24 protein-coding genes are annotated in these 26,552 nt (G+C 39.0%); 13 read left to right on the forward strand and 11 right to left on the reverse strand.

Translation table 11 applies throughout. From position 1 onward, the window contains the following. Positions 1 to 364: 364 nt before the first annotated feature. The 3 genes from B3I52_RS14715 to pdhA all read right to left on the reverse strand — a co-directional run bounded on the left by B3I52_RS14715 (position 365) and on the right by pdhA (position 3,433). Complete coding sequence (locus tag B3I52_RS14715; RefSeq protein ID WP_293302630.1) at positions 365 to 559, reverse strand: hypothetical protein; 195 nt, start codon at positions 557 to 559, stop codon at positions 365 to 367. Between the two features lie 67 nt (positions 560 to 626). Further along, positions 627 to 2,297, reverse strand: coding sequence for a 2-oxo acid dehydrogenase subunit E2 (locus B3I52_RS14720; protein WP_293302633.1), 1,671 nt, complete (start codon positions 2,295 to 2,297; stop codon positions 627 to 629). A gap of 140 nt (positions 2,298 to 2,437) precedes the next feature. Continuing rightward, positions 2,438 to 3,433 carry a pyruvate dehydrogenase (acetyl-transferring) E1 component subunit alpha gene (pdhA, locus tag B3I52_RS14725; protein WP_293302636.1) on the reverse strand — a complete coding sequence of 332 codons (996 nt, stop codon included), beginning with the start codon at positions 3,431 to 3,433 and terminating at the stop codon, positions 2,438 to 2,440. Between the two features lie 454 nt (positions 3,434 to 3,887). Here pdhA and B3I52_RS14730 point away from each other — a divergent pair, with 454 nt between their 5' ends. From B3I52_RS14730 to B3I52_RS14740, 3 genes are all read left to right on the forward strand, one after another. Continuing rightward, positions 3,888 to 4,436 carry a C40 family peptidase gene (locus tag B3I52_RS14730; protein WP_293302638.1) on the forward strand — a complete coding sequence of 183 codons (549 nt, stop codon included), beginning with the start codon at positions 3,888 to 3,890 and terminating at the stop codon, positions 4,434 to 4,436. A gap of 99 nt (positions 4,437 to 4,535) precedes the next feature. Continuing rightward, positions 4,536 to 5,642: a CapA family protein gene (locus B3I52_RS14735; RefSeq protein ID WP_293302641.1), complete on the forward strand. Its 1,107-nt coding sequence runs from the start codon at positions 4,536 to 4,538 to the stop codon at positions 5,640 to 5,642. Further along, positions 5,639 to 5,830 (forward strand): hypothetical protein, encoded by a 192-nt coding sequence (locus tag B3I52_RS14740; protein ID WP_293302643.1) that lies wholly within the window; start codon positions 5,639 to 5,641, stop codon positions 5,828 to 5,830. The genes B3I52_RS14735 and B3I52_RS14740 overlap by 4 nt, the downstream gene beginning before the upstream one ends. A 6-nt stretch (positions 5,831 to 5,836) precedes the next feature. On the opposite strand, the gene B3I52_RS14745 is transcribed toward B3I52_RS14740, so the two are convergent. Continuing rightward, the gene (locus B3I52_RS14745) at positions 5,837 to 6,022 is read right to left on the reverse strand and encodes a hypothetical protein (protein ID WP_293302645.1); all 186 of its coding nucleotides are present in this window, start codon (positions 6,020 to 6,022) and stop codon (positions 5,837 to 5,839) included. A gap of 128 nt (positions 6,023 to 6,150) precedes the next feature. On the opposite strand from B3I52_RS14745, the gene B3I52_RS14750 reads away from it, so the two are divergent. Beyond that, on the forward strand, positions 6,151 to 7,092 hold the full coding sequence (locus tag B3I52_RS14750; RefSeq protein WP_293302647.1) for an SPFH domain-containing protein: 942 nt from the start codon (positions 6,151 to 6,153) through the stop codon (positions 7,090 to 7,092). Positions 7,093 to 7,167: 75 nt separating this feature from the next. Here B3I52_RS14750 and B3I52_RS14755 read toward each other — a convergent pair whose 3' ends face one another. Beyond that, entirely contained in the window at positions 7,168 to 7,668 is a 501-nt protein-coding gene (locus B3I52_RS14755) for a DUF1579 domain-containing protein (RefSeq protein WP_293302650.1), read from the reverse strand. A 91-nt stretch (positions 7,669 to 7,759) separates the two neighbouring features. Here B3I52_RS14755 and B3I52_RS14760 point away from each other — a divergent pair, with 91 nt between their 5' ends. Then, positions 7,760 to 8,326, forward strand: a complete 567-nt coding sequence (locus tag B3I52_RS14760) for a thiamine pyrophosphokinase (RefSeq protein WP_293302651.1) — start codon at positions 7,760 to 7,762, stop codon at positions 8,324 to 8,326. 80 nt (positions 8,327 to 8,406) lie between these two features. Beyond that, entirely contained in the window at positions 8,407 to 8,901 is a 495-nt protein-coding gene (locus tag B3I52_RS14765; protein WP_293302654.1) for a GNAT family N-acetyltransferase, read from the forward strand. Between the two features lie 43 nt (positions 8,902 to 8,944). Here the strand turns inward: B3I52_RS14765 and B3I52_RS14770 are convergent, their stop codons facing one another. Together B3I52_RS14770 and B3I52_RS14775 are read right to left on the reverse strand one after the other, a co-directional pair. Further along, positions 8,945 to 10,255: a M20/M25/M40 family metallo-hydrolase gene (locus tag B3I52_RS14770; RefSeq protein ID WP_293302656.1), complete on the reverse strand. Its 1,311-nt coding sequence runs from the start codon at positions 10,253 to 10,255 to the stop codon at positions 8,945 to 8,947. Positions 10,256 to 10,339: 84 nt separating this feature from the next. Further along, positions 10,340 to 12,169, reverse strand: coding sequence for a M61 family metallopeptidase (locus tag B3I52_RS14775; RefSeq protein WP_293302659.1), 1,830 nt, complete (start codon positions 12,167 to 12,169; stop codon positions 10,340 to 10,342). Positions 12,170 to 12,380: 211 nt separating this feature from the next. On the opposite strand from B3I52_RS14775, the gene B3I52_RS14780 reads away from it, so the two are divergent. The 3 genes from B3I52_RS14780 (at position 12,381) to B3I52_RS14790 (ending at position 15,998) form a co-directional block, all read left to right on the forward strand. Beyond that, positions 12,381 to 14,114: a GMC oxidoreductase gene (locus B3I52_RS14780; protein WP_293302660.1), complete on the forward strand. Its 1,734-nt coding sequence runs from the start codon at positions 12,381 to 12,383 to the stop codon at positions 14,112 to 14,114. 3 nt (positions 14,115 to 14,117) lie between these two features. Next, positions 14,118 to 14,780 carry a gluconate 2-dehydrogenase subunit 3 family protein gene (locus B3I52_RS14785; protein WP_293302663.1) on the forward strand — a complete coding sequence of 221 codons (663 nt, stop codon included), beginning with the start codon at positions 14,118 to 14,120 and terminating at the stop codon, positions 14,778 to 14,780. 333 nt (positions 14,781 to 15,113) lie between these two features. Beyond that, entirely contained in the window at positions 15,114 to 15,998 is an 885-nt protein-coding gene (locus B3I52_RS14790; protein ID WP_293302665.1) for a hypothetical protein, read from the forward strand. A 260-nt stretch (positions 15,999 to 16,258) separates the two neighbouring features. Here the strand turns inward: B3I52_RS14790 and trpC are convergent, their stop codons facing one another. The 4 genes from trpC to B3I52_RS14810 form a co-directional block, all read right to left on the reverse strand. Then, positions 16,259 to 17,047, reverse strand: coding sequence for an indole-3-glycerol phosphate synthase TrpC (gene trpC / locus B3I52_RS14795; protein WP_293302667.1), 789 nt, complete (start codon positions 17,045 to 17,047; stop codon positions 16,259 to 16,261). A gap of 169 nt (positions 17,048 to 17,216) precedes the next feature. After that, a complete protein-coding gene (locus B3I52_RS14800; RefSeq protein WP_293302669.1) occupies positions 17,217 to 17,846 on the reverse strand; it encodes an anthranilate synthase component II in 630 nt (209 codons plus the stop codon). A 77-nt stretch (positions 17,847 to 17,923) separates the two neighbouring features. After that, entirely contained in the window at positions 17,924 to 19,333 is a 1,410-nt protein-coding gene (locus B3I52_RS14805; RefSeq protein WP_293302670.1) for an anthranilate synthase component I family protein, read from the reverse strand. Positions 19,334 to 19,717: 384 nt separating this feature from the next. After that, entirely contained in the window at positions 19,718 to 20,170 is a 453-nt protein-coding gene (locus B3I52_RS14810) for a cytochrome B (RefSeq protein WP_349678686.1), read from the reverse strand. A gap of 313 nt (positions 20,171 to 20,483) precedes the next feature. On the opposite strand from B3I52_RS14810, the gene B3I52_RS14815 reads away from it, so the two are divergent. The 4 genes from B3I52_RS14815 to B3I52_RS14830 all read left to right on the forward strand — a co-directional run bounded on the left by B3I52_RS14815 (position 20,484) and on the right by B3I52_RS14830 (position 26,442). After that, positions 20,484 to 20,864: a hypothetical protein gene (locus B3I52_RS14815; RefSeq protein WP_293302672.1), complete on the forward strand. Its 381-nt coding sequence runs from the start codon at positions 20,484 to 20,486 to the stop codon at positions 20,862 to 20,864. A gap of 15 nt (positions 20,865 to 20,879) precedes the next feature. Beyond that, entirely contained in the window at positions 20,880 to 21,419 is a 540-nt protein-coding gene (locus tag B3I52_RS14820; protein WP_293302674.1) for a hypothetical protein, read from the forward strand. Positions 21,420 to 22,115: 696 nt separating this feature from the next. Next, positions 22,116 to 25,145 carry an amidohydrolase family protein gene (locus B3I52_RS14825; RefSeq protein ID WP_293302677.1) on the forward strand — a complete coding sequence of 1,010 codons (3,030 nt, stop codon included), beginning with the start codon at positions 22,116 to 22,118 and terminating at the stop codon, positions 25,143 to 25,145. Beyond that, a complete protein-coding gene (locus B3I52_RS14830) occupies positions 25,138 to 26,442 on the forward strand; it encodes an amidohydrolase family protein (protein WP_293302680.1) in 1,305 nt (434 codons plus the stop codon). The genes B3I52_RS14825 and B3I52_RS14830 overlap by 8 nt, the downstream gene beginning before the upstream one ends. Positions 26,443 to 26,552: the final 110 nt, after the last annotated feature.

The following is a 26,552-nucleotide window of genomic DNA, read 5'->3' on the forward strand; positions in this document are numbered from 1 at the left end:
AAGCTTCTATAAAACTGAGAAACTGTTTAAATTTCAATAAGAATAAATACATAGGCGGGTGGGGAAACCCGCCTACAGCCCATAGCTATAGTTTGGTGTCACCACCAAACCCAACCTGTAAATATTAATATCATTTTTAAAAATAACCGTAATTAACATCGGCCAAAAAATAGCTTTTTTGTACATATAAAAATAACGTGGGCTAATTATTTAATTTTTGGCCCATGTTGTGGGGGAGCATGAAATGCAGGTTTTGCCATTCTAAACCCGATTGAGCGGATTAGCTCACAGCCGAAATACAACGGAGACGAGGACTATGAGCGAAAGCGGGACTTGCTTGAATATTAGCTTTGCTTTTGCTTTTTTATTTCAATATTCGATAAATATCGATACATAAACAAGCAATGCCCACCACGACAAAAATGTACCAATTTTTTTTAAAGTAACCGTTTACCATTTGTTTTTGCTCGTTGGCTTTTTCGTTGGCATATTTGAAGTAAAAGCCTAAACCAATAAGTGCAACTGAGGAAATTAGACTAAATATTAAATTAGAATTCATTGTTTGGCTTTATAAAAAAGGCTCCCAAAATTGGAAGCCTTTGTATTTATTCTCGAAAGAGAGATTTTTATGCTAATAACGTAACAGGAGCTTCTAACAATTGCTTTAAGGTTTGCAAGAAAGCTGCACCAGTTGCGCCATCAACCACGCGGTGGTCGCAACCTAAAGTTAATTTCATTACGTTTCCAGGTACTACAGCACCATTTTTAACTACAGGGATTGCTTGGATAGCGCCTACAGATAAAATTGCTCCGTCTGGAGAGTTGATGATGGAAGTAAACTCATCGATGCCGAACATACCTAAGTTAGATACGGTAAAAGTTGAGCCTTCCCAATCTGATGGTTGTAATTTTTTAGCTTTTGCTTTAGCACCGTACTCTTTTACCTCAGCAGAAATGTGAGATAAAGACTTGCCGTCAGCAAAACGAACTACAGGAACCAATAAACCATCTTCAACAGCCATAGCTACACCAATGTTAGTATGCTCGTTGAAACGGATTTTATCGCCACCCCATGATGAGTTAACCGCTGGGTGTTTTTTCAATGCTACAGCGACCGCTTTAATTACGATATCGTTGAAAGATACTTTTACAGGCGCAACCGTGTTGATTTGCGTACGAGCCGCCATTGCGTTGTCCATATCAATACTAATAGTTAAGTAGAAATGTGGCGCTGTAAATAAACTTTCGCCTAAACGTTTCGCAATTACTTTACGCATTTGCGAAACTGGTTTCTCTGTATATTTCTCTTCGCCAACATACGTTGGGATTACTGGAGCCGCAGCAGCTTTTTCTGATGAAACTGGAGCATCAGCTTTTGCAGCAGGAGCAGCTGAAGGTTTAAAGTTTTCGATATCTTTCTTAATGATACGGCCACCTTCTGCGCTACCAGCAACTTGTGCTAAATCAATTCCTTTATCTTTTGCAATTTTCTTAGCCAAAGGCGATGCAATGATACGACCACCATTAGCGTTGGCTACTGCCGCAGGAGCAGCTTCTTCTTTTGGTGCTTCAGTTTTTGCAGCTGGTTGTTCGCTTTGGCCTTTAGTCTTTGGACTTTCAGCTTTTGCAGGAGCATCGCCACCAGCTAAAATAGCGCTTACATCAGTTCCTTCTGGACCAACAATAGCAATAATGCCATTTACTTTAGCGGCTTCGCCTTTTTGTACACCAACGTGCAATAAAGTTCCAGTAGCGTAACCCATTACTTCCATAGTCGCTTTATCAGTTTCTACGTCAGCTAAGATGTCATCGTCTTTAACTTTATCACCTACTTTTTTATGCCATTCAGCAATTACACCTTCGGTCATGGTATCGCTTAACAAAGGCATACGGATTACCGTAATACCTTTAGCAGAAAGTTCTGCTTCGCTTAAACCACCACCTTGAGCAGCTTCTTTCGGACTTTCGGATTTTTCTGACTCTTTACTTTCAGCTTTAGGTTCTTCTGCTTTTGCAGCGCCACCTTTCGATTCTTCTAATAAGGCTTTATAATCTTCGCCTTCTTTTCCAACAATTGCCATTAGGGCATCAATTGGTACAGCTTGACCTTCTTCTACACCAATATATAATAAAGTGCCGTCCCAATAAGACTCCATGTCCATGGTTGCTTTATCTGTTTCAACTTCTGCTAAAACATCGCCACTTTTTATTTTATCGCCTACTTTTTTGTGCCACTTTGCCAAAACCCCTTCGGTCATGGTGTCGCTCATTTTAGGCATATTAATTACTTCAGCCATTGCTCTATCTTTATTATGAATGCTTGTCTTTTTGTCTCCTCGTCACCCTTAACTCGTTTTGCTTCGTAGCTGCTGCGTGGTCAGGGTCTGTTTAACTGATGCTGAAACGAGTTCAGCATGACGATATGATTAATTAAAAATTAAACTTGTTGAAAAGGGTAGTTGGTGTCAACATAGATATCGTCGAACAGTTCTTCTGGTTGTGGCCAAGGAGATTCTTCAGCAAATTTCACTGACTCGTCAACAATACTTTTTACTTTTTCTTCAATTTCGGTAATCCAAGCTTCATCAGCATATTTTTCTTTAAGGATAACCTCTCTTACTTGCTCAATTGGATCTTTTGCTTTGTACTCTTCCAATTCTTCTTTGGTACGGTATTTAGCTGGGTCTGACATCGAGTGACCTCTGTAACGGTAAGTTCTCATTTCTAAGAAAGTTGGTCCTTCGCCAGCACGAGCACGTTGAATTGCTTCGTCCATTGCATTGTGTACGGCAACTGGGTCCATGCCATCAACAGGTGCGCATGGCATATCAAAACCTAAACCAATTTTGTAGATGTCCATCATGTTAGTGGTACGTTGTACCGAAGTACCCATGGCATAACCGTTGTTTTCGCAAACAAAAACTACTGGCAATTTCCACAACATCGCCATGTTGAACGACTCGTTTAGCGCTCCTTGACGAACAGCGCCATCGCCCATGTAGCAGATGTTTACGTTGTTTGTACCTTTATATTTTTCTGCGAAAGCGATACCAGCACCTAGCGGCATTTGACCACCTACGATACCGTGACCACCATAAAAATCGTGCTCTTTACTGAAGATGTGCATGGAGCCACCTTTACCTTTAGAACAACCAGTTACTTTACCATACATTTCGGCCATAATGCTGTTGGCACTCATTCCTAATGCCAAACCATGAGCATGATCTCTATATGAAGTAATCATCGAATCGCCTTTTTGCATTGCAGAGATCGCTCCTGCAACTACGGCCTCTTGACCAATGTATAAATGGCAAAAACCTCTGATTTTTTGCTGACCGTAAAGTTGACCAGTTTTTTCCTCGAACTTGCGCATCAGCAACATCGATTCAAACCACTTCAAATAAGTATCTTTATTAATTTCTACTGCACTCATGTTTTGATGATAAATTTTTATTTACGAGAGCAAATCTAGTTTATTTTCTTGGGATTTTGTATATCTACAAATGTAAAAACATCATGAAGTATTAATTGAACCTATTGCTGTACTGCTTTTTATACCGTTTTTAGAAATGGTAAATTTTACAAATTGGTTTTATGATGATTTGCCGAAACTCAAAGACTTTCAAAACAGAAATTTTATTTGGTATAGTTGGGCTTTAACCTAATTTTTATCTTTGCTAAAGATAGCGTGTAACGCTGCAAGATAATCTTATAAAAAGAGCCGAAGGTTGATGCTGGAGCAAGGGAAATGTTAATAACGCTGAATTTTTAACACTTTATTCTTGGATAAAACAATATGAAGCCTTAGTTTTGTGGCGCTAACAATAAGCCCTAGTTGGTTTACGTTAAGTGTAAGTGTTGTTTTTACCCAAACTTAATAGTATAACATGATTAAAAAGTTTTTGTTTTCTACCTTAATTGTTCTCTCGGCTTTTTCGGTAACTATTGCCCAAACAAAAAAAGAAGCTGCCAAAGTAGAAGATCCAGACAATTTAGCTTCGCAATATTTCTCGCAAGTAATGGGTGTTGCAGTAAACGCAACTTCTAACCTTAAATTATACAAGTTTATTTACGAGTGGATTGGCACTCCTTACCGTTTTGGTGGCAACACTAGCAAAGGAATTGACTGCTCTGCATTTACTAAAGCTATTTACGATAAGGTATTTAATACCAGTATTCTGCGTAACTCCCGAGATATTTTTAGCATGGTAGATCCATTGTCTAAAGACGAGTTAAAAGAAGGCGACTTAGTTTTCTTCAAGATTAAAAGCCGTAGCATCTCTCACGTAGGTGTTTATTTGGGCGAAAATCGCTTTGCTCACGCATCTAGTACCAGAGGTGTAGTAATTAGCAATTTGAATGAGCCTTATTACAGTCGCTATTTTTACAAAGGTGGCAGAATTTTAGAACCAAGCGACGCTGGAGTAATAGAATAATATAGTAAACGGTTTGCAGTGTACATTTAGATATTAAGCCCCTTGAGGGGTTGGGGTTATTATCCTTCCCATTTTGGGGAGGATTTTTTTTGGGATAAAATGAAGAAACTTGTTGGACTGCTTGTCGCTTTCGCAATCATTTGTACTTTCATGAGCTGCCAAGGTCAGCCGTCGCAAAAGGCGGTTGCTATAGATAGTTTGGAAAAGCCCGCTCCTTCGAGAGTGATGGAGAAGAAAGATACCATAAGCATTGTTGCCGTAGGCGATATCATGTTGGGTTCTGCTTTTCCGAGCAAGTTAAATTTACCACCAGACGATGCGGTGAACAGTTTCAAAGCGGTTGACAGTTTTTTAAAAGGAGATATTGTGTTCGGTAATTTAGAGGGATGCTTTTTAAACTCGGGAAATTCTGTCAAATGTAAAGGCATCAACCCAAACAATTGTTATGCTTTTAGAATGCCAGATCGTTATGCAGGTATCTTTAAAAAAGCAGGTTTTAATGTACTGAGTGTGGCCAATAATCATGTTGGAGATTTCAATAATAAAGGAAGAAAAAACACGGCAAAGATTTTAGATTCGCTACAAATACATTATGCAGGGCAATTGAATAAACCTTTCGACCTGTTTACCATCGGCAGTGTGAAGTATGCCTTTATAGCCTTTGCACCAAACGAAAACACGGTTGATCTTAGGAAAATTGATAGCGCTAAATTGTTAGTGGCTGCATTGAAAAAACAAGCCGATATTGTAATTGTATCTTTTCATGGCGGAGGAGAAGGCGCCAGGTTTGAGCATGTAACCCGCAAAATAGAAATGTTTTATAAGGAAAATAGAGGAAATGTTTATGCTTTTTCGCACGGCGTAATAGATGCTGGGGCAGATGTAGTTTTGGGGCATGGGCCACACGTAACCAGGGCGGTAGAGGTTTACAAGAACAAATTTATTGCTTATAGTTTGGGCAATTTCTGTACGTATGGCATGTTTAGTTTAAAAGGGCCAAACGGTTTTGCGCCATTATTGCAACTTAAATTAAACGCTAAAGGCGATTTCCTTTATGCCGATGTAGTCTCTGTAAAACAGGATAACACTAACCGACTGACTTTAGACAATACTAAAGCGGCGTTTAAGAGAATTAAAGCACTGACAGATGCGGATTTTAAAGGACATCAGCTTAAATTTGAAAACAATAGAATATCCTTAAAATGAAGAATAAATTTATCTTACATTACATAATTGGAGTAATTGCTTTTGCAATTGCAATATATGCCTTGTATCTGTTGTATCTAAATCCTGAGCGTACCAAATCGTTACTGATTATCATTATTGGCTGCGCCGTTGTTGCGGTGGGACAAATTCTTATCATTAGGCAAAAGAAAAAATCTGCCAATAAATAAAGACTGTTAAGCTACATCTTTGGTGTTTTTTACTAAACCAATTCCCGAAACAAAGAAAATAAGGCCAATAATGCCTGCAACAATTAGTTCGCGACTACCAACATTATGGTTTACAAATCCCCAGCCACAGTAAATAAGGGCAATAATACCAAGTATGGTTAATATAGTGCCGAAAGTTCTTTTTACGTTCATGATAGTTGGTTAAAGTAAATTTAATAACAGTTGTTTAGCTTTTTTTGTTTTTCTTTCTGCTAAGAATGTATTAATGATAGCGATTAGTAATTATTTTTAGTATTATTGACTATCAAACTTTAAATGATATGGATTATTTCGGCTATGGCGTACTAGCATTTGCGCTAATTATTCTCTTCAGTTCTTTTGTAACGGTTAAGCAAGGTACCATTGCTGTAATTACCATTTTTGGTAAATACCGCCGACTTTTACGTCCGGGCTTAAGCTTAAAAATCCCATTAATTGAGGTAATTCATTCCAGAATTTCTATCCAAAATCGTTCGGTAGAACTTTCTTTTCAGGCGGTAACGCAAGACCAAGCCAATGTATATTTTAAAGCGATGTTGCTTTATTCGGTATTAAACCACGATGAAGAGACCATCAAAAACGTAGCCTTTAAGTTTGTGGATTCTAATAACTTGATGCAGGCGTTGATCCGTACCATCGAAGGTTCAATACGTGCTTATGTAGCTACACAAAAGCAAGCAAATGTATTGGCACAGCGTAATGAAATTGTAGAGCATGTAAAACATCAAATAGATCAAGTGTTAGAAAGTTGGGGCTACCACCTGCAAGATTTGCAGTTAAACGACATCACTTTTGATGAAGAAATTATGCGCTCTATGAGCAGAGTAGTGGCTTCGAATAACTTAAAAGCTGCGGCTGAAAACGAAGGTCAGGCCTTATTAATTACTAAAACTAAAGGAGCCGAAGCTGATGGTAATGCCATTAAAATTGCGGCTACGGCAGAACGTGAAGCGGCACAACTACGCGGACAAGGTATTGCTTTGTTTAGAGAAGAAGTAGCAAAAGGAATGACCAATGCTGCCCACGAAATGCAACAAGCTAACCTAGATACCTCGGTAATTTTATTTACCATGTGGACAGAAGCCATCAAACAATTTGCTGAATACAGCGAAGGCAATGTAATTTTCTTAGACGGTAGTACCGAGGGAATGAACAACACGATGAAACAAATGATGGCGATGCAGCAAACGAGAGCTAATCAAGTGGCAGCAGATAAAAAGTAAGTTTTTAGGTTAATCGGTTAACTGTTTAAAATGGTTAATCGATTAGCCTCCTCGCTCCGCAACAGCTAACAGCTGCTAAAGCTCTACTCTTAGGTTAATGGTTTCAATGGCTTTAACTTCTTCGCCATCTGGCGATATATTAAAAGCTCGTAAAATAAACTGATAGGGACGTACAATTTCCAATTCTGTACGCCAACCCCAAGGTTCGGGCCATTCTAAATTGTCGTACTTTCCAGTTACCGAAAACCCATTAGGTGTTTCGTCACCTTCAGAAAACATAATGCCAGTACCCATGTGAAAGCTATCTATCCAGCTGCAAACGCATTTTTCGTTGCCTAAATCGTAGCCCCAAACCATTAAGCCTTCGTGTGGTTTACCATTAATTATACCACGGTATTCGTAACGGATAAATCTTTTGTTCAGTAAGGCAATAATTTTACTGCTGGTTACAGATTCGTCGGCTAAAACATCTTTTTCAAACCAAGTACGAGTGGTGCCGTCCCAGGTACCTACTAAATTAAGTAGCTTTAAATGTGGGCCACTTTCTTTTGATATTTCGAATTTACTTGTGCTCATATCCTAAGATAGCACTTAATGTTGGAAAGTTGAAATGTTCGGTTAACTGAAAACTTTTTACTTTTCACTTTTTACCTTTAACTTAGAAGCCATGTCGTCACATCATATTGTAAGAGAAAAACAAGAGCCTGCTTTATATATCCACGAGCTTGCAAATTTTAACGAAGAGCACCTGGGGCAATTGTTAGAGTGGAGCCCAACATTAATTGTGCTTGCTAGCGAATACGAAAAAGTTGTTTCTCTGGGTTTAAAGGTTGATGTAGTAGTGGGAAATTTGGATGTAGGAGTTACACTGCAAGAAAATATGCGCATTATTCCACAACAAAGAAATGGAATGGAAGATGTGATGGAGTTTTTGGTAAAGGAAAAATATCCAGCCGTAAATATCATTAGTAAGCTTAGCAGTTTCGATGATTTAACTTGTTATTTGCCAGCTATTAACCTGGTGCTGTTTACCGAGCAGGGCAAGCACTATGCCATAAAAAATAATTTTAGCATTTGGAAACCAGCAGGCACTATTTTCTTGATTGATATTGTTGCTTATTTCGAAGCAGACAACTTAATGCAACAAGATGAAGGTAAATTTGTAGTGGTAGAAGATGGTTTGGTATCTTTCCGTTTTCAAGCGCCTTATTTGTTTATTGGAGAGTTGTTGTAATAGAGGAAGGAACAAGGAATAAGGAACAAAGACTTAAAACCTACTACTTACTACTTAACTGATACCTGTCCCCTTAAAAAATGATTTACCTAAGAAAAGCTAAAGAAGAAGATTTACCAATCATTAGCAATTTGGCCGAACAAACTTGGCCTACTGCCTACGACGATATTATTTCGGCAGAGCAGATTACTTTCATGCTGGATAAAATGTACAATCAAGGCGAGCTGCTTAATCAGTTGAGAGAGGGCCATACTTTTTTAATCGCCTCTGATTTAAAAGACGATGTTGGTTTTGCAGGTTTTTCGGTAATTAATTCGGAAACGCAAACTTTTAAACTACACAAATTGTATGTGCGACCTAAAATGCAGGGCAAAGGTGTAGGTAAAATCTTAATGAACGAGGTGGTAGATCAAATTAAAAAACAAGGTGCAAAGTTTTTACAACTAAATGTGAATAGAAACAATAAAGCCAAATATTTTTACGAAAAAGCTGGCTTTAAAATAAAAGAAACCGTTGACGTTAATATTGGCAACGGTTTCTATATGAATGATTATGTGATGGAGAGAGCGTTGTAAAACTCTCTGTCCTGTGGGCATCTCCCTTCAGGAAGCTAGGTGGCTACTTCAACTTCGGAATTCTTGAAGGTGTATCGGCTCCGCTAATAATGCTTACCGCACTTTTGGCAATAGCTTTAATGGTCGATAAGATATTGTCCACATCTAAGGTCTTGTACTCATCGGTAACTTGATGATAGTGCGGATCAGAATCTATCTGGTCTGTACTAATGGTATGTGCAGGTACGCCCAAAGCTGCTAGTGTGGCGTTATCGCTTCTATAGAATAGATTTTGTGCCGTATAGGGGTCTGGGTGAAAGGTAAATTCGGTACCTGCTAGGTTTTTCTGTAGAATTTTACCCAAATCAGATTTATCGTAGCCGGTAATGAAAGCCGTGTTTTTACCAAACTTGCTGTCTTTACCAATCATCTCGATATTAAACATGGCTGCAACTTCATCCGGATTTAACTGCTCAGAAAAATACTTAGAACCTAGCATTCCCATTTCTTCACCGGTAAAAGCTACGAAGATTAAGGTACGTTCGTTCTTGTTCAGTTTTTTGTAGTATTTGGCCAAAGCTATTACCGCCGAGGTTCCCGAAGCATCATCATCGGCACCGTTCATAATGCTATCGCCATTTTTTGCAGGCACAATGCCCATATGGTCGTAATGGCCCGAAAAAATAACCAACTCCTTGGCTTTAGATTTACCCGGAATGATACCTGCTACGTTAAACAAAGGCATTTGCTTTACCGAGTTTTTAAGAGCTACGTTAAAGCCGCTGCTCACGGTGTCTTTGTCTAACACAAACACCACTGCCGCACTTTTACCACTTTTCATTTCGGCCTCGTCAACAATGGCTTCTCTACCTAACATTCCTTTAACACGCTTAAAGGCATCAACAAATTTTATATCAACCAAAACCACTTGTTTTTTGCCGCTACGGGCTAAAGTCCTAAACTGGCTCATAAAATCCCTGTTTTCGTCTAGCTTTATCCAGCCATCGCTATTGCTTTGGTTAAAAGAAAGATTTTCTGCTTTGTTGCCGTAAACTAAGATGTTCTCATCGGCAACGGTTTGGTCGTCTATGGTAACCGTTGTCGAAATTGGTTTTAACTGATATTTGTAGAAAGTTTGGCGGTAATTTTGTGCACCGTCTAAGGGCTTTAAGCCAATCGTAGCAAATTCTTTCTCGATAAAAGTAGCTGCTTTTTCTATGCCGGGCGTAAATGTTTTACGGCCTTGCATTTCATCAGCGCTTAGGGTTTTAATTAAGTGATCTACGTAATCTTTGGTAATCACCTTGTCAATGTTTTGCGCACTTGCCGTTAATGAGGTAACTGCTAATGCCATTGCAAATATGGTCCTTTTCATTTATTTGTTTTTTAGTTAGTTCTTTTTTTGTTTAGATTTTTAGCGTTCATGCCAATCATCTTTATTTTTTACTCCACCATTCAATTACTTCACCGCACTTTCTAACCATTTTGTTCTAAAGGCTTTCATTTCTGCCGTTAAAGTTGCTCCAGTGTTTTCAATGGGCAGCAATGTTAACGATGGATTTTCTGCAAAGGTTAGTTTAGTAGTTCTTTCTTCGCCTTTTCTACTATAAACCACTTCAATTGTTTCGCCGGGTTTGTGTTTTGCGGTTAAGCTTTCAAAATCTTTGGCACTTTTAATGTCGTTGCCATCGGCCTTTAAAATAATATCGTTAAGGTCTAAACCAGCAATATAGGCCGGAGAGCCAACCAAAGTTGCGGGAACCAGCATTTTACCTTCACGCTCTTCTAAACGCCCCATGCCATTAAAGGCCTTGCCGGGGTTTTCTTTTTGTAACACCAAGCCTGCTTTCAATAATAAAGCAGCATAATCTTCTTTTTTGGTAGCATACACAAAGTTTTTAAAAAACTGTTGCGCAAAGCTAGGGTTTTTGGTAAGGCTCGCCAACGTTTTTTCTAAGTCTGAAATGGTGTAAGCAATTTCGGTTTTGCCATAAGCTTTCCAAAGTGCTTTCATGTAATCGTCTAACGAAAGTTTAAAATCGGTTCTTAAACGTAAATCTAAAGCCAAAGCTACTGCAGCACCATAGGTATAATAAGAGGTAAAGATATTTTGTTTGTTCATTTGGTCAACAGCTACACCTGCGTCTGCAAATACAGCATACCTGCTTGCCTGTACAGGAGAAAAGTTCTTTGCTCCTGGCATGTTACTTACAGCGTTTACTAAGCCACTAAAAACTCGAGTGATGTTTTCTAAGTCTCTAAAACCAGCTCTTTTTAAGGTTAAATTGCCATAATATTGCGTAAAACCCTCCGCAATCCAAAGTTCATCGCTAATGTTCGACTGGGTGAAGTTAAAAGGCTCCAAAGTTTTAGGGCGCAGGCGCTCTACATTCCAAGCATGGAAAAACTCGTGAGCGAAAGTGCCCAATAAACTACTTTCGTAACCTGCAATTTTAGGGGTGCGCTGTACAATTACAGTCGAGTTTCTGTGTTCCATTCCGTCGCCAGCGTAACTAGGATGCACACAGTGCAAAAAATAGTAATGGCCGTAATCAAAGATTGGCATTTCGCCAAAAACCGCTTTTTGTTCTTCCACCATCTTTTTCAGCATGTTGGTGTAATTAAAAATGGTCATTTCGTCATCTTCAGAATGCGCCATCAAATGAACTGTCTGTGTTTTTCCGTCGGCACTTTTAACCTCAAAACTTGCCGCTTTATAATTAGAAATCTCTATGGGGCTATCCATAAAATATTGGAAATCTTTAGCGTAATAGATACCATTGCCTAGAGGTTTAAGTTGGGTGGCAACTTTCCAACCGGCCTTGCCTGCGTAGCTAAATTTTATGGTTCTGGCCCGTTTGTCCATGCCAATAGGAAAAGCAAAAACCGCGGGGGTATTCATGTGTGCATGTGTTTCGTCGAAACCCGAATAGGTGCCATCTATCCAATTGCCGAAAATGGTGTAGGTGATTTTTACTTTAGCACTGGGTTTTGCAATTTCAAAAACATCGCCAGCAGGTTGTTTTAGCGCTAAAGGTTTGCCGTTGGCATCAAAAGCTTTAAGGTTATAGGCATTTTTGCCAAATTCATGCGTAGCGTACCTCCCGGGCGAAGATCGGGCAAAGCGCACTTTTAGCGGCACATTTGCAGGCACGTTAGGGATAGTCATGCTCACCTCGGCCTCGTGGTGTACTGCATTGGGGAAACTTACTTCGTAACTAATTTCTTGTTGGGCTTTTACAGTGGTGGCTAAGCCTAAGAGCACTGCCGCTAGTATATAATTCTTCATTTTTTGCTTTTAATAGTTGAAGTTAACATTTCGATAATAAATATGCTTAATTGTGAGCATATTATTACTGTTTTTATAATTTAGAACAAGTTTTTGTTTTGGATGGCTTTTAACCTAGTTAATTCTTTCACGAAGGGGCTTTCATAAAACTATTTGTTCTTGAAATAAAATTCACCTAACTTCAATTCACCTAACTAATTTATAAGCCTAGATGCAAATCAAAAAACAAAGCAAACATTACGATGCGGTAATTGTAGGTTCGGGTGCGGGTGGCGGTATGGCTGCCTATACCCTTGCTAAAGCCGGTTTAAAAGTGTGTCTTTTAGAGGCCGGAGCCATGTACGACCCGCAAAAGAACATTACGCAGTTAAAAAATCCTTGGGAGTCGCCACGTAGGGGAGCAAGTACCAAATTCCGCCCTTTTGGCGATTTTGATGCCTGTTATTACGGTTGGGACGTAGAGGGCGAACCTTACACCAAAGCGCCTGGCACCGAATGGGATTGGTGGCGGGCACGTATGCTAGGCGGTAGAACCAACCACTGGGGGCGTATTTCTTTGCGTTTTGGCCCTAAAGATTTCAAAAGAAAGGACATAGATGGTTTGGGCGAAAATTGGCCAATTGATTACGACGACATCAAGCCATTTTACGATAGGGTAGATAAACTGATTGGTATTTTTGGTACTAACGAAGGTTTAGAAGACCATCCAGATGGTTATTTTCTACCTCCGCCAAAGCCGCGTTTACACGAGCTTTTTATTCAAAAAGGAGCGGCAGTTTCTGGTGTAAAGGTTATTCCTTCAAGGCTATCTATTCTTACCCAAAAATTGAACGACGATAGAGGGGTTTGCTTTTTTTGTGGACAGTGCAATAGAAACTGCAGCATGGCCAAAGCCGATTTCTCTTCTACCAACGTACTGATCTATCCGGCTTTGGCTACAGGAAACATAGATATTATTCCGAACGCGATGGCAAGAGAAGTACTTACTAATGAAGAAGGTTTAGCTACGGGCATTTCCTACATCAATAAAGATGATATGATGGAATATCAAGTAACTGGCCGTACCGTTATTTTGGCGGCAAGTGCCTGCGAATCTTCTCGTTTGCTGTTAAACTCAAAATCAAAGCGTCATCCAAATGGTTTGGCTAATAATAGCGATGTAGTTGGCCGTTATTTACATGATTCTACTGGAGCGGCAATGGGAGGCGTTTTACCTCAATTATTTGATAGAAAACGTTACAACGAAGATGGTGTAGGGGGTATGCACATTTATTCGCCTTGGTGGCTAGATAATAAAAAGCTCGATTTCCCTCGCGGCTACCATATCGAATATTGGGGTGGTATGAGCCAACCGGCTTATGGTTTTGGTGGCGGTATTGAAGGAATGAATGGTAAATTTGCCGTTCGTGGGGTACAGAAAGAAGCGGGCGGCTACGGTAAATCCTTAAAAGAAGATTACCGTTATTTCTATGGCGCAGGTGTGGGCATGGCTGGTCGTGGCGAGGCAATTCCATTGTATGATAACCGTTGCGAAATTGACCCAAATGTGGTCGATAAATTCGGTATTCCGGTATTGAAGTTTAATGTAAAGTGGAGCGACCATGAAATTTTACAGGCCAAACATATGAAAGAAACTTTTGATGAGATGATGCACAATATGGGGGCTATTGTAACTTGGGGAGGCGATTATAACAAAGAGAATAACTATGGGCTAGAATCTCCCGGTAAAATTATTCACGAAGCGGGAACGGCACGTATGGGCAACGATCCAAAAACATCAGCGCTAAATAAATATAACCAAGCACACGATTGTAAAAACTTATTTGTGGTAGATGGTGCGGCCTTTACTTCGCAGGCAGATAAAAACATTACTTGGACTATTTTGGCACTTTCGATGAGGGCTAGCGAATACATTATTTCGGAAATGAAAAAACAAAACTTATAAGCCATGAACAGAAGAGAAACCTTAAAAATGTTGGGCGTTGGTGCTATTTCTGCCACAGCCTTGGTAAGTGGCTGTAAACCTCGCGAAGATGAAAAGGAAGGAGCAACTGGCGATCCAGCATTTACCTACGACCGAGCAAAGGAAGAACTGGCTCGAGAAAAAGAGCTATTGGCACAGCCAACGTTTTTTACGAAAGAAGAAATGGCAACCATTACCATTCTAGCGGATATTATTATCCCTAAAGATGAAGTGAGTGGCAGTGCCTCTGATGCTAAAGTGCCAGATTTTATTGAATTTATTGTGAAGGATATGCCTTCGCACCAAATCCCGATGCGGGGTGGTTTGCGTTGGATAGACATGCAGTGCTTAAACCGTTTTGGAAAACCTTTTAGAGACTGCACCGATAAGCAGCAAATTGAATTGGTAGAGCTAATAGCCTACCCCAACAAAGCCCCAAAAGAAATGAGCCAAGGTGTAGCGTTCTTTAACCGCTTACGCAATTTGGTGGCTTCTGGTTTTTATACGTCAGAAATTGGCGTAGCCGATATTGGTTATGCTGGTAATGCACCAAATCAATGGAATGGCGTGCCAGATGACGTGTTGAAGCAGTACAAGCTGGCTTATACCGAAAAACAATTGAAGGAATGTGTAAAGTTTGATAGTTAATTAGGGACAGGTATCAGTAGTCAGGTAATAGGGATTAGGTGTTAGTGACTAGGAGTTAGTTGCTGGGATTAACTATTAGTCGTTTGACTTGTTTCTTGCACTTGCCGTCATTTCGAACGAAGAGAGAAATCTAGCAATTTCTATGCATCACGTTAGATTTCTCTTCACTACACTCATCGAAATGACGGCTCTGTTTTCGTTGTTAAGCATTTGAAAAACTGGTAGCTTCATGTAAAGTTTGTAATCTGTTTTTTTAGAAAAATGACATTTTTTTCGAGATATACTTTTCTATGTTTTATAGTGGTATTTTTGCTAAGTTCTTGTGCTACAATAATGAATGGCTATTATCAGGACGTAAAAATTCATACTTCTGCACCGGCTATAGTAGTATATAAAAAAGATAGTATCAGAACTATAAATGACGAAGTAGTTCTTAGCTTTCAACGAAATAATAGCCTAAAGGAGTTTCAGATATTTAGCGATAGTTTAAATAGAAAAGTTGCGATTAAGCCTTTTAAATCTTTAACATACTGGCTAAACATACCGTACACTTACGGAATTGGGTTGTTCATAGACAAAGGTAATGATAAGAGATTTGGTCATCCTAATCACGTTTATGTAACGGTATCAGATACTTCGAAAAGTAAGTATACAACATATAATAACTTTGAGAATAACTTTAAAAAAGGAGCAGTCAAATTGCACATTTCATTGCCTTGGATAAACTCATTTTATTTAAGGCCAGCTAATGAAAAGTATAAATCTAATACTGGCTATTGGGGAATTAATTTAGGGGTAGATTATTATCACACCAATTATCAGTTTTTGGAATTGGCAGTTTCTGGAATTACAGATTTTTTTATCCCCTTTCCAGCTGCAGTTGATTTTGCTGGTGAACATGAAGCCATGAATGCCTTGACGATAAGTTTATCGAATAATCATCATCTTGGTAGATTTTCATTTGGATATGGGTTATTGGCAACGAAAAATACTTGGGATTTAAAGTATTATGATAGATGGGAAGTTCCTTCTCCAAGTAGAGAACCAGTGTCTAAGTCGCATTATACATTTGGTTTAGTGTTCCCGTCACATGTGCAGCTAGCGAAATATTTTGGTATAGGGTTAATTTATCGACCTTCACTTTACCGTCCTTTAATAGAGAAACTTAGGTACGAGCATACTATAAGTTTAGATTTTGCTTGGAAAATTAAAATTTAGACTTTCGTTCCATCTATAGATTTTACGACATTTAACCCCGCTTTTCTAGCGTGATTTACAGTTTCGAAAAAATTGTAAGCATTTTTACTCTTGTCGTCATCGACGATAGGAGTAATCTAACAGCTTATATACAATTTGCTAGATTTCTCTTCCTTACACTCATCGAAATGACGACAAGAAAACCTACAACCGCTGCTGTTCGACATTTGTAATGTCGAACTCACTATCTGAGGATTTGCAATCCGCTTTTTGGCTCTTTATTATAATTCCTCAACAAAATCCTTCATCGCCATACCTGGGTTCTCCGTTTTCATAAAATTTTCCCCAATCAAGAAACCTTGAAAACCTACCTGTTTTAAATCTTTAATGGTTTGTGGGTTGCTAATCGCACTTTCCGAAATCTTTAAAAACTCATCAGGTATTTTATCCACCAAATCGAATGAAGTTTGGATGTTTACCGTAAAATCTCCCAAGTTTCTGTTATTTACGCCAATAGCATCCAAATGTGCACAAATGCTTCTTTCCAACTCTGCCAAATCATGAACTTCTAACAATACGTTTAAGCCTAAGCTTTGTGCCAATTTACCATAATCGGCAATTTGTTGGGGGGTTAAAATACTTGCAATTAATAAAATAATATCGGCTCCCCAAGCCTTTGCTTCCAAAATTTGGTATTCGTCAACCATAAAATCCTTCCGTAAAATAGGAATTTCGTTAACGCTGCGGGCTTGCAGTAAATCTTCCTTTTTGCCGCCAAAAAAGTCAGTATCTGTTAATACTGATAAGGCCGAGGCTCCTGCCGCATTGTAAGCTTGTGTAATTGCTTTTACATCGGCATTGCCATTAATTACGCCTTTAGAAGGCGACTGCTTTTTAAATTCGGCAATAATGCCCGTTCTATCTGCAGCTAACAGGAAATCCTTAAAACGATAAGGCGTTCTGTTAAACACAGGATTGTTTTCTAACTCTTTTACACTTACCTGTTGTTTAGCAAGGGCAACTTCTTCTCTTTTTCGTAAAACGATTTTGTCTAAAATATTTTGGCTCATGTTTTTATTTCGTTCATTATTGTGAGGTACGAAGGAATCTTAAAACCATAGTAGTAAAGCTTTGTCAACTTTTCGGCAAACTGTTCAGAAAGTTGACAAAGTTAGAGATGGTAAGATTGCTTTGTGCCTCGCAATGACAGTATGGTAATGGTCTATGCTTCTCTAACTTTTAACTTTTTACGCTCCGCTTTTCACTTCCTTCCAACCAGTTTTTCATTATTTGCTTGCCTTGTGGTGTTAATACACTTTCTGGGTGGAATTGTACACCGCAAACATCCAGTTCCTTATGTCTTACCGACATAATCTGTCCGTCTGCATCTACCGAAGTAACCATTAAACTTTCAGGCAAATGCGCTGGATCTACCACCCAGCTGTGGTAACGGCCAACTTCAAATGGTGCATCAATATTCCTAAAAAGGAGTTCGCTTTCAACAGTTTTTGTTACGGGCGTGGCAATGCCATGCATGGGCCTGCCTAAATTTAATAAGCTGCCACCAAAAGCCTCAGCTATTGCCTGCTGACCTAAACAAACACCCATGATACTTTTTGTTGGGGCGTAAGTCTTAATCACGTCTAGTAATAAACCTGCTTCTTCCGGAATACCAGGGCCGGGTGATAATAGAATCTTATCATAGCGAGCTACATCGGCCAGTTCAAATTTATCGTTTCTCCAAACTTCGGTTTCATAGCCTAATTCGTTAATTAAATGCACCAAGTTGTAAGTAAAACTATCGTAGTTATCTATGATTAAAACTACCCCTAAATCCCCTAAAGGGGACTTTGTATTGCTATCGTCCATTTATGATATAAAATCTTTTTTAATTTATCTTTTTGTTTCGCTATAACCAATTTGGTTAGCATTCCCCCTTTTGGGGGTTAGGGGGTTATCTCCGTTGCCATTTCAATTGCTTTACGCAATGCGGCAATCTTATTATTTACTTCGTTCAATTCGTTTTTAGCAACCGAATCTGCCACAATACCGGCACCCGCCCTGTAATGTAATTGGTTGTTTTTACTCATGAAAGTTCTAATCATGATGGCATGGTTAAAATCATCGTTAAAGCCCATGTAACCAATGGCACCTGCATAAAAATTACGCCCCAAATTTTCATTTTCATCTATTAATTGCATTGCTCGGTATTTTGGTGCGCCACTCAAGGTTCCGGCAGGGTAGGTATCGGCTACTACTTTAAACGAGCTGCCTTTGTCTTGCAACTGCCCGCTTACTTTCGATACCAAGTGGATTAAATGCGAATAATATTGCACTTCTTTAAATGATTTTACTTCTACTTGTTTGCAATGCCTGCTTAAATCGTTTCTAGCTAAATCGACCAGCATTACGTGTTCGGCACTTTCTTTTGGGTCGTTCTCCAGAGCTTTGGCAATTTTTGCGTCTTCTTCGTCGTTGCCGCTGCGCTTAAAGGTGCCAGCAATAGGAAAAATGTTAGCTGTTTCATTCTTAATGGTAATCTGCGCTTCGGGCGATGAGCCAAAAAGCTTAAAGCTGCCATAATCGAAATAGAACAAATATGGCGATGGATTGATAGAACGCAAGCAACGGTAAACGTTAAACTCGTCGCCTAAAAAACCTTGCTTAAACGCTCTCGATGGCACAATTTGAAAAACATCACCACGGTAAATATGCTTTTTCAATTTCTCTACCATATCCATAAAACCTTGGTCGCTTAGGTTAGAGCTTTCTTCGCCATTGGTGCTAAAGCCGTACTCTGGAAAGTTCTTGTTTTGGATAATGTATTCCATCTTGCTCAAATCATCACTATCATCATTGTTAAAAGTGTTTTTAAACAAAGTGATTTCATTTTTAAAGTGATCAATGGCAATAATGTACCGGTAAATATGGTACTGCATTTCAGGTATTTTGTCATCTTCGGGCGTAGCCGATGAGAATTTGATGTCCTCAAAATACTGAACGGTATTCCAAGTAAAGTAACCAAATAAACCACTAGAAATGTGTTTCGATTCTGTTAAAGTAGCTTGTTTAAACTGCTCTTTAAAAGCTGTGATTTCTTCGGCAAGTACAAAATCTTTCTTGGTTTCTTTGCTCCCATCGGGGTAGTTGATGTTCAACTCCCCGTCTTTCAAAATAAATCCAGCCACAGGTTCGGCACAAACATAGCTGGTGGCATTTTCTCTACTGTGGTAGTCGGAACTCTCTAATAGTATGGTGTTGGTAAAAACATCTCTTAAGCGCAGGTAAATGCTAACCGGTGTGGTAGTGTCTGCTAGTCTTTTTTTGCTATAGGTATGTATCGTATAGTTATTCATCTCTTCTTGTTGTCGTAGCTGCGAGGAAGTATAGCATTTAGTTTTTTGGATTGCTTCGTTCCTCGCCATGACGGAGAAATCCAATAAAAAAACCCGACGTGTGGTTCCGTCGGGTTTAAATGTGGTTTAAGTTTAGGGTTATTTGATATAACTATATTTTGCACCAGCCATTGACGAAACTTTCTTTCGAATTAAGACGCCATTGCCAAGTGTTTATTTTGTTAATCATTGTAAAGCAAATTTATACAAAATGTTAAATAATAAAAATATTTATACAAATTTTATTGTTTTAGCCATTCCTTTGTCATTTCAGCATTAGGAGAAAATTGTTTAATGAGTGCACTAGCGTAACAGATTCTTCACTGCGTTCAGAATGACAGAAAACTACGAAATTCCAAAGAAAGTTCTAGATGGGTCGTTTTTAACCATCATGGCAATAGAAGCAATGATTAAAATTAACGCAATGCCAAAGAAAATAGCAATGGCTTTGTGTTTTGCTACCGCAGTAGCCGCCTTTTTAGATTTAGAATTGCCAATGGTAATTAAAATAATAGCTATAATCATAATGGCAAGGTGCTCCATTTTCCAGTAACGGTATAAAGCTTCGCTGGTTGGGCCACTTGTAAACGGACTTTGAACATATAAACCTATGCCAATTAAAAACTGGATGTGTGCACTAATTAAAGTAAATACATTTAGCTTTCTGTTACTTTCTGTATAGTTTTTATTGCCAAACCAACCTACTAGGGCTTGTATAAGGGCAATAACCAATAAAGCTAAAACTACATAGCGCCATCCCGAGTGCGCACTTTTTAAAATGTTGTACAATGAATCCATGATTTCGGTTTTTATTTTCAAACTTAGATAAAATTGCTTTTGTATGCAATTTTATTGTTCTCTCCTCATCCATTAGGAATATCTTTCTCAAAGAAGAAAAATAGGGATTTAATTGAGCGATTTTAGCAAGCGCAGATTTAGGATGTAATTTGTAATCGTTTTAAATAACGGAATGGATTTAAAAATAAACACGTAAGGTGTTGGATATTAACAAGCTAAAATTTAGCTTTATTTGAAATATTATTTAATTGCTCGTTTCCCTTCTTTTTTTTTGCCTAATAGTCCCTTAGATTAATTATTAAATCATAATGTTATGAAGCTTAATTCATTTTACACTCTAATAATTTTGTTAGCGTTTTCTTGTGACAAACAAGATGAAAAAGCAGAGGTACAATACTGTAACAATGCAAAAATTATTAAAACTACCTGTGGAGGTACCGTTGTGCAGATTCTAAAGCCTGAAAATGTTGGCAATGTATGGACAGATGCAAGTGCAGCAGAAAAGCCTACCTATAATAGCTGTGTACTTGTAGGCAATATACCTTCAGATAAACAAAAAGAAGGTATTGTGATATCTATCAAGTATCAAATAGTTAGTCAATTTGGAGATGGAAATTTTTGTGATATAGGAGGACTTCCTACAATAAAAGTGAATGTAATGAAGCTTTATGAAAATTGTATGCCAAATGAATAATTAGACTAATAAATTATGAAATCATCTAAACTCCTATGTATCTTGTTAATTTGTATAATTCAATTAACAAACTGCTTAAATGCAAATTGTCAAATTGCATCTAAAATCGACAAGCGAAATACTTTTTTACCTCGATTTCAATCAACAAAACTAACCAAAGATTTTGTGTTAAAAAACGAGGATGTCGATCGTATGCTTAAACAAGACTCCGTCGAAAGTAAATTAGGGTATCCTTATAGATTTGGTAAAGCTATAGATGTTGATATCGACTTTATTAAAGAAGGAGAAGCCTACAAAAGTGGCGATACTATTTTTCACTATTTATCATTACAGTCTTCTAAGGCATTTAGTTTAAATTTAATTTTTGACAAATTATTGCTTAATGAAAACTCATATATCAACATCTATAATAATGATAGGTCTATGGTCTATGATCCAATTAAATCAAAAGATGTATTAAGTAACGGAAGTCTATGGACTGATTTAATTAAAGGGAATAAAACTTTGTCAACTTGCTATACAGTTTGCCAGAAAGTTGACAAAGTTGAAATATAATTCCTTTTTGGGCTTTATGTTTGGACTTGGTTTGTAGCTTGTGTGGGGATTGTTCGGTAAAATCTTGTTTTTGCGAAGCTGGAACAATGACAACAGCAAGCTTAATGGTACTATACCGCAAGTTAAGGCGAAGTACAACCGAACTAGATTGGAAGTAAAGTCGCTATAAGGTCGCTATAACCTCGCTATAATGTGGGATAAAATTGGTGTTTTTAGCTAAGGTTGGTGGCCCAGGTGGGCGGGGAGTTTTGTTAGTGCAAAGTTAAGGAATTTAGGGCAAATTTGTTGTAATTAAAAGCTAACAACCTTAACGCTACTCCCGCTTTTCGGAGTTTGTAACTCCGAAGCCTTATCATAAGATCTTTGATTTGAATTATACAAACCAGATTGCAAATCCGTAGATGTGGGTTCGACATTACAAATGTCGAACAGCAAAGGGGAACCTACAATACCAGCCACAAGTAAAATAAAACTTTGTCAACTTTCTATACAGTTTGCCAGAAAGTTGACAAAGTTAAAATCTCATTTTTTTGCTTTATGTTAACCCATAATTGGCGTGATCACCGGTGCAATTGCATTAATATGCCCCGTCTTGTAAAGGAATGAAAAAGCTTTGCTAAGTAAAAAATATGTTAGGTAATTAAAAGCATTAGAATTATAAATAGCTTTAAGCATTAATTCTAAACATTAACTAACATGAAGAAAATTTTACTAGCGTTAGCGTTGGTGTTTTCTACTGTATTTGCATTTGCGCAACAAACCTATCCGGTAAACGGGTCATACGATGTGCGAAGTGGGCAATATGCCTTTACCAATGCAACTATTGTGGTAAATGCCAACCAAACCATTAGCAATGGTACGTTGCTCATTAAAAACCAGGTCATCCAATCGGTAGGTGCTGGTACTGCAATTCCAAAAGGATATGTGGTTGTTGACCTCAAAGGGAAATACATCTACCCTTCGTTAATTGATGCTTTTACCAGCTATGGCATTACTGTAGAGGCTGCCGCCCAACGTAGTGGTTTTGGCGGACAGCGTCAATCTATTTTTACTTCACAGAAAAAAGGAGCTTACAACTGGAATGCGGCTATTCGCCCAGAAACAGAAGTAAGAGCCATCTTTGCTATCGATAGTAAAAAAGCCGATGATTTGCGTAAAGCAGGTTTTGGCAGTGTAAATGTAATTAATCGCGATGGTATTGCCCGTGGTACTTCGGCTGCGGTTACCTTAAACGACGAGTTTGAACACAAGGTGATTTTGAAAGACCAAACTGCGGCCAACTACTCGTTCAGTAAGGGAAGTTCAACTAACGATTATCCCACCTCGTTAATGGGTTCTATCGCTTTGTTACGCCAAACTTATTTAGATGCGGCTTGGTATAAGAACCAAAAAGAAGAATACAACATCTCGTTAGATGAATTTAATAAACAACAAAACCTACCTCAGCTTTTTGAGGCCGATGGCTGGCAAAACATCCTTCGTGCCGATAAAATTGGGAAGGAGTTTGGCAAACAATACATCATCAAATCTAATGGCGACGAATACCAACGCGTAGATGCGGTGAAGGCTACGGGAGCGAGTTTAATTATCCCTATTGCTTACCCTAAAGCTTACGATGTTGAAGATCCTGCCGAAGCTAGAAACGTAACTTTGGCGCAAATGAAGGCTTGGGAAATGGCCTCTTCAAACCCTGGTATTTTAGAAAAAGCTGGGATTAATTTTGCACTTACTGCTTTTGGTTTAGATAACACTCGCGAGTTTTGGGCAAACATCCGCACCGCCATAGCAAGCGGACTAACGGAGAAACAGGCCTTAATGTCTGTAACCGAAGTGCCTGCAAAATTGTTGGGCGTTAGCGATAAAGTAGGTTCTTTAGAAAAAGGAAAGTTGGCCAACTTCTTAATCACTTCCGATAATTTATTTAAGAGCGGCAATATCATCCACGAAAATTGGGTACAAGGTAAACGCTACATCGTTAACAAAATGGATGTAAGCGATTTAAAAGGTGTTTACAATTTAAACGTTGATGGCGTAGGTTCGTTAACGTTAAAAATAACTGGGCCTACCACAGCCGCTATTGAAAGAACAGGTGCCGATAGCGTTAAAACTACCGCAACTTTAGGTCGTAATGGCGACTGGGTGACGTTGAGCTTTAACTTAAAGAAAAATCCGAAAGGCGATGTTCGTTTAACGGGATATATCTCTTCCGAATCGCCAATTGCAATGAAAGGCGTGTCGGCTTTAAGCGATGGCTCGGAAGGCAAGTGGACGGCAACCTTTAAAGAAGCTGGCAAAGAGGCTCCTAAAAGAGAAGAACCAAAAGCTGCTTTAGCTACCAATGCACCTTTGATCTATCCATTTCAATCCTTTGGTAACGAAGTACAGCCTAAGGCAGAAAGCGTGTTGTTAAAAAATGCTACAGTTTGGACAAACGAAAAAGACGGCATCCTGCAAAATGCAGATGTACTTTTGGAGAATGGAAAAATTAAAGCGGTTGGTAAAAACCTTGCTGCTGGTGCTGCAAAAGTAATTGATGCTACCGGTAAACACGTTACACCGGGTATTATTGATGAGCACTCGCACATTGCCGGTACAGGCGGCATTAACGAAGGTGCACAATCGGTTTCTTCTGAGGTTCGCATTGGCGACATCATCAACTCTGAAGACGTAAACATTTACCGTCAGTTGGCGGGTGGCGTTACTACTTCGCAAATTCTTCACGGTTCGGCCAATCCAATTGGTGGTCAATCGCAGTTAATCAAGCTGCGTTGGGGTAAATTGCCCGAAGAATTGAAATTTGCAGGAGCAGATCCATTCATCAAATTTGCATTAGGCGAAAACGTAAAGCAAAGTAATTTTGGTAATGGTCAGCGTTTCCCAGTAACACGTATGGGTGTAGAGCAAACATTTGTTGATGCTTTTACGCGTGCTAAAGATTACGAATTGGCTTTAAAAGTGAAAGGCAACAACGTACGTAGAGATTTAGAATTAGATGCTTTGGTAGAAATTCTGAACAACAAACGTTTCATTACCTGTCACTCTTATGTACAGTCGGAAATTAATATGTTAATCCACGTGGCCGATAGTTTAGGATTTAAAATCAACACCTTTACCCACATTTTAGAAGGTTATAAAGTGGCCGATAAGATGAAAGCTCATGGTATTGCAGCTTCTACTTTCTCCGATTGGTGGGCTTATAAATTTGAGGTGGCAGAGGCAATTCCGTACAACGGCAAAATTATGCACAACGTAGGCATTACTACGGCATTTAACTCAGATGATGCAGAAATGGCTCGCCGTTTAAATCAGGAAGCCGGTAAAGCAGTATTGTACGGAGGTGTTCCAGAAGAAGATGCGTTCAAATTTGTAACCTTAAACCCTGCTAAAATGCTGCATATTGATGATAAAGTGGGTAGTTTAAAAGCCGGTAAAGATGCCGACGTAGTGGTTTGGTCAGACCATCCGCTGTCTATTTATGCCAAAGCAGAAAAAACTTTTGTTGACGGCGTTTTATATTGGGATATCGAAAAAGATGCTCAGAAATTAAAACAACAACAAATAGAGCGAGCCAGGTTAATTCAAAAAATGTTAGACAGTAAAAATAAGGGAGGAAGAACTCAACGTCCAATGGGTACAACACCTACATTATACAATTGCGAAACTGCAAGCGATTTTTCTAATGGCTTCGAAGCAATTGCAACAGAAGGAGGACACCACCATGAATAAGAAAATTTTAACCCTGTTTTTAGCAATGGCGGCAAGTGTGTCGGCTTTTGCTCAAGCGAATATCTCTCCGGCCAAAGCCCAAGCCAAAAAAGTAATTTTGTTGGGTGGGGTAGTGCATACCGGTAACGGACAGGTCATCAATAACGGTTACGTGGTGTTCGAAAAAGGCAAAATTACCGGTGTTGGCGATGCCACTACCGTGAAATTTGCAAGCAATGATGGCGAACTGATTAATGTGAACGGCAAGCACGTTTACCCGGGTTTTATAGCGCCGGTAAACACCTTGGGTTTGGTAGAGTACGAATCGGTTAAGGCAACTTTAGATTTTCAAGAAATAGGTACCTTTAACCCACATATTAGATCATTAGTAGCTTACAATACCGATTCTAAGGTGCCAGCTACCTTGCGTAGCAATGGCGTTTTAATGGCCCAAATTAGACCAAGTGGCGGCGCAATTTCTGGTAGTTCTTCTATAGTACAGCTAGATGCTTGGAACTGGGAAGATGCCGCTGTTAAAACCGATGAGGGCATGCATGTAAATTGGCCAGTGGTACCTCGTTTTAGAGGTTTTGGTGGAAGAACTGGTTTCTCTGCCGAAGCAATGGCTGAACGTACACAAGCTGCCATTGCCGAGTTAAATAGTTTCTTTGCCGAAGCAAAAGCTTATAACGAAGGGGCTAAACCTGCCGAAACCAATACGCGTATGGCAGCCATGGCCAAACTGTTTAAAGGCGAGCAGAAATTGTATATCACGGCCAATACCCAAAAAGATATTGTTGCTGCGGTAAACTTTGCCAAAAAGTTTAACATTACGCCAGTAATTATTGGTGGTAGTGAAGCTTATTTGGTAACAGATTTCTTGAAGCAAAACAATGTGCCCGTAATTGTAAAACAACCACATGCTTTGCCAAACAACGTTGATGACGATGTAAACATGCCCTACAAAAATGCAGCTATTTTGTATAATGCAGGGGTAACCGTAGCAGTAAGCATCGATGATTTTTGGCAACAACGCAACTTGCCTTTTATGGCGGGTACTGTGGCAACTTGGGGCTTAGATAAAGAAAAAGCGTTGCAAACCATTACGCTAAACACGGCCAAAATTTTAGGGATCGATAAAACCGTTGGCAGTTTAGAAGTGGGCAAAGATGCCACGTTGTTTATTTCTACTGGCGATGCGCTAGACATGAAATCGAACAAAATAGAGAAAGCTTTTATTCAAGGTAGGGACATCAACTTAGATAACCTACACAAACAACTGGATAAGAAGTTTAGCGATAAGTACACCAATAAATAGCAATTGTGCGTTCGGTGTTATTGCCAACAAATAGTTGATCAAAATCCTCCTTGTTTACCCGACTATTCCTATCGTGTGGACACATCTCATTCCTCCCCCTTAAATCCCCC

Source organism: Pedobacter sp. UBA4863, from assembly GCF_002399615.1.
Taxonomy (GTDB): Bacteria; Bacteroidota; Bacteroidia; order Sphingobacteriales; family Sphingobacteriaceae; genus Pedobacter.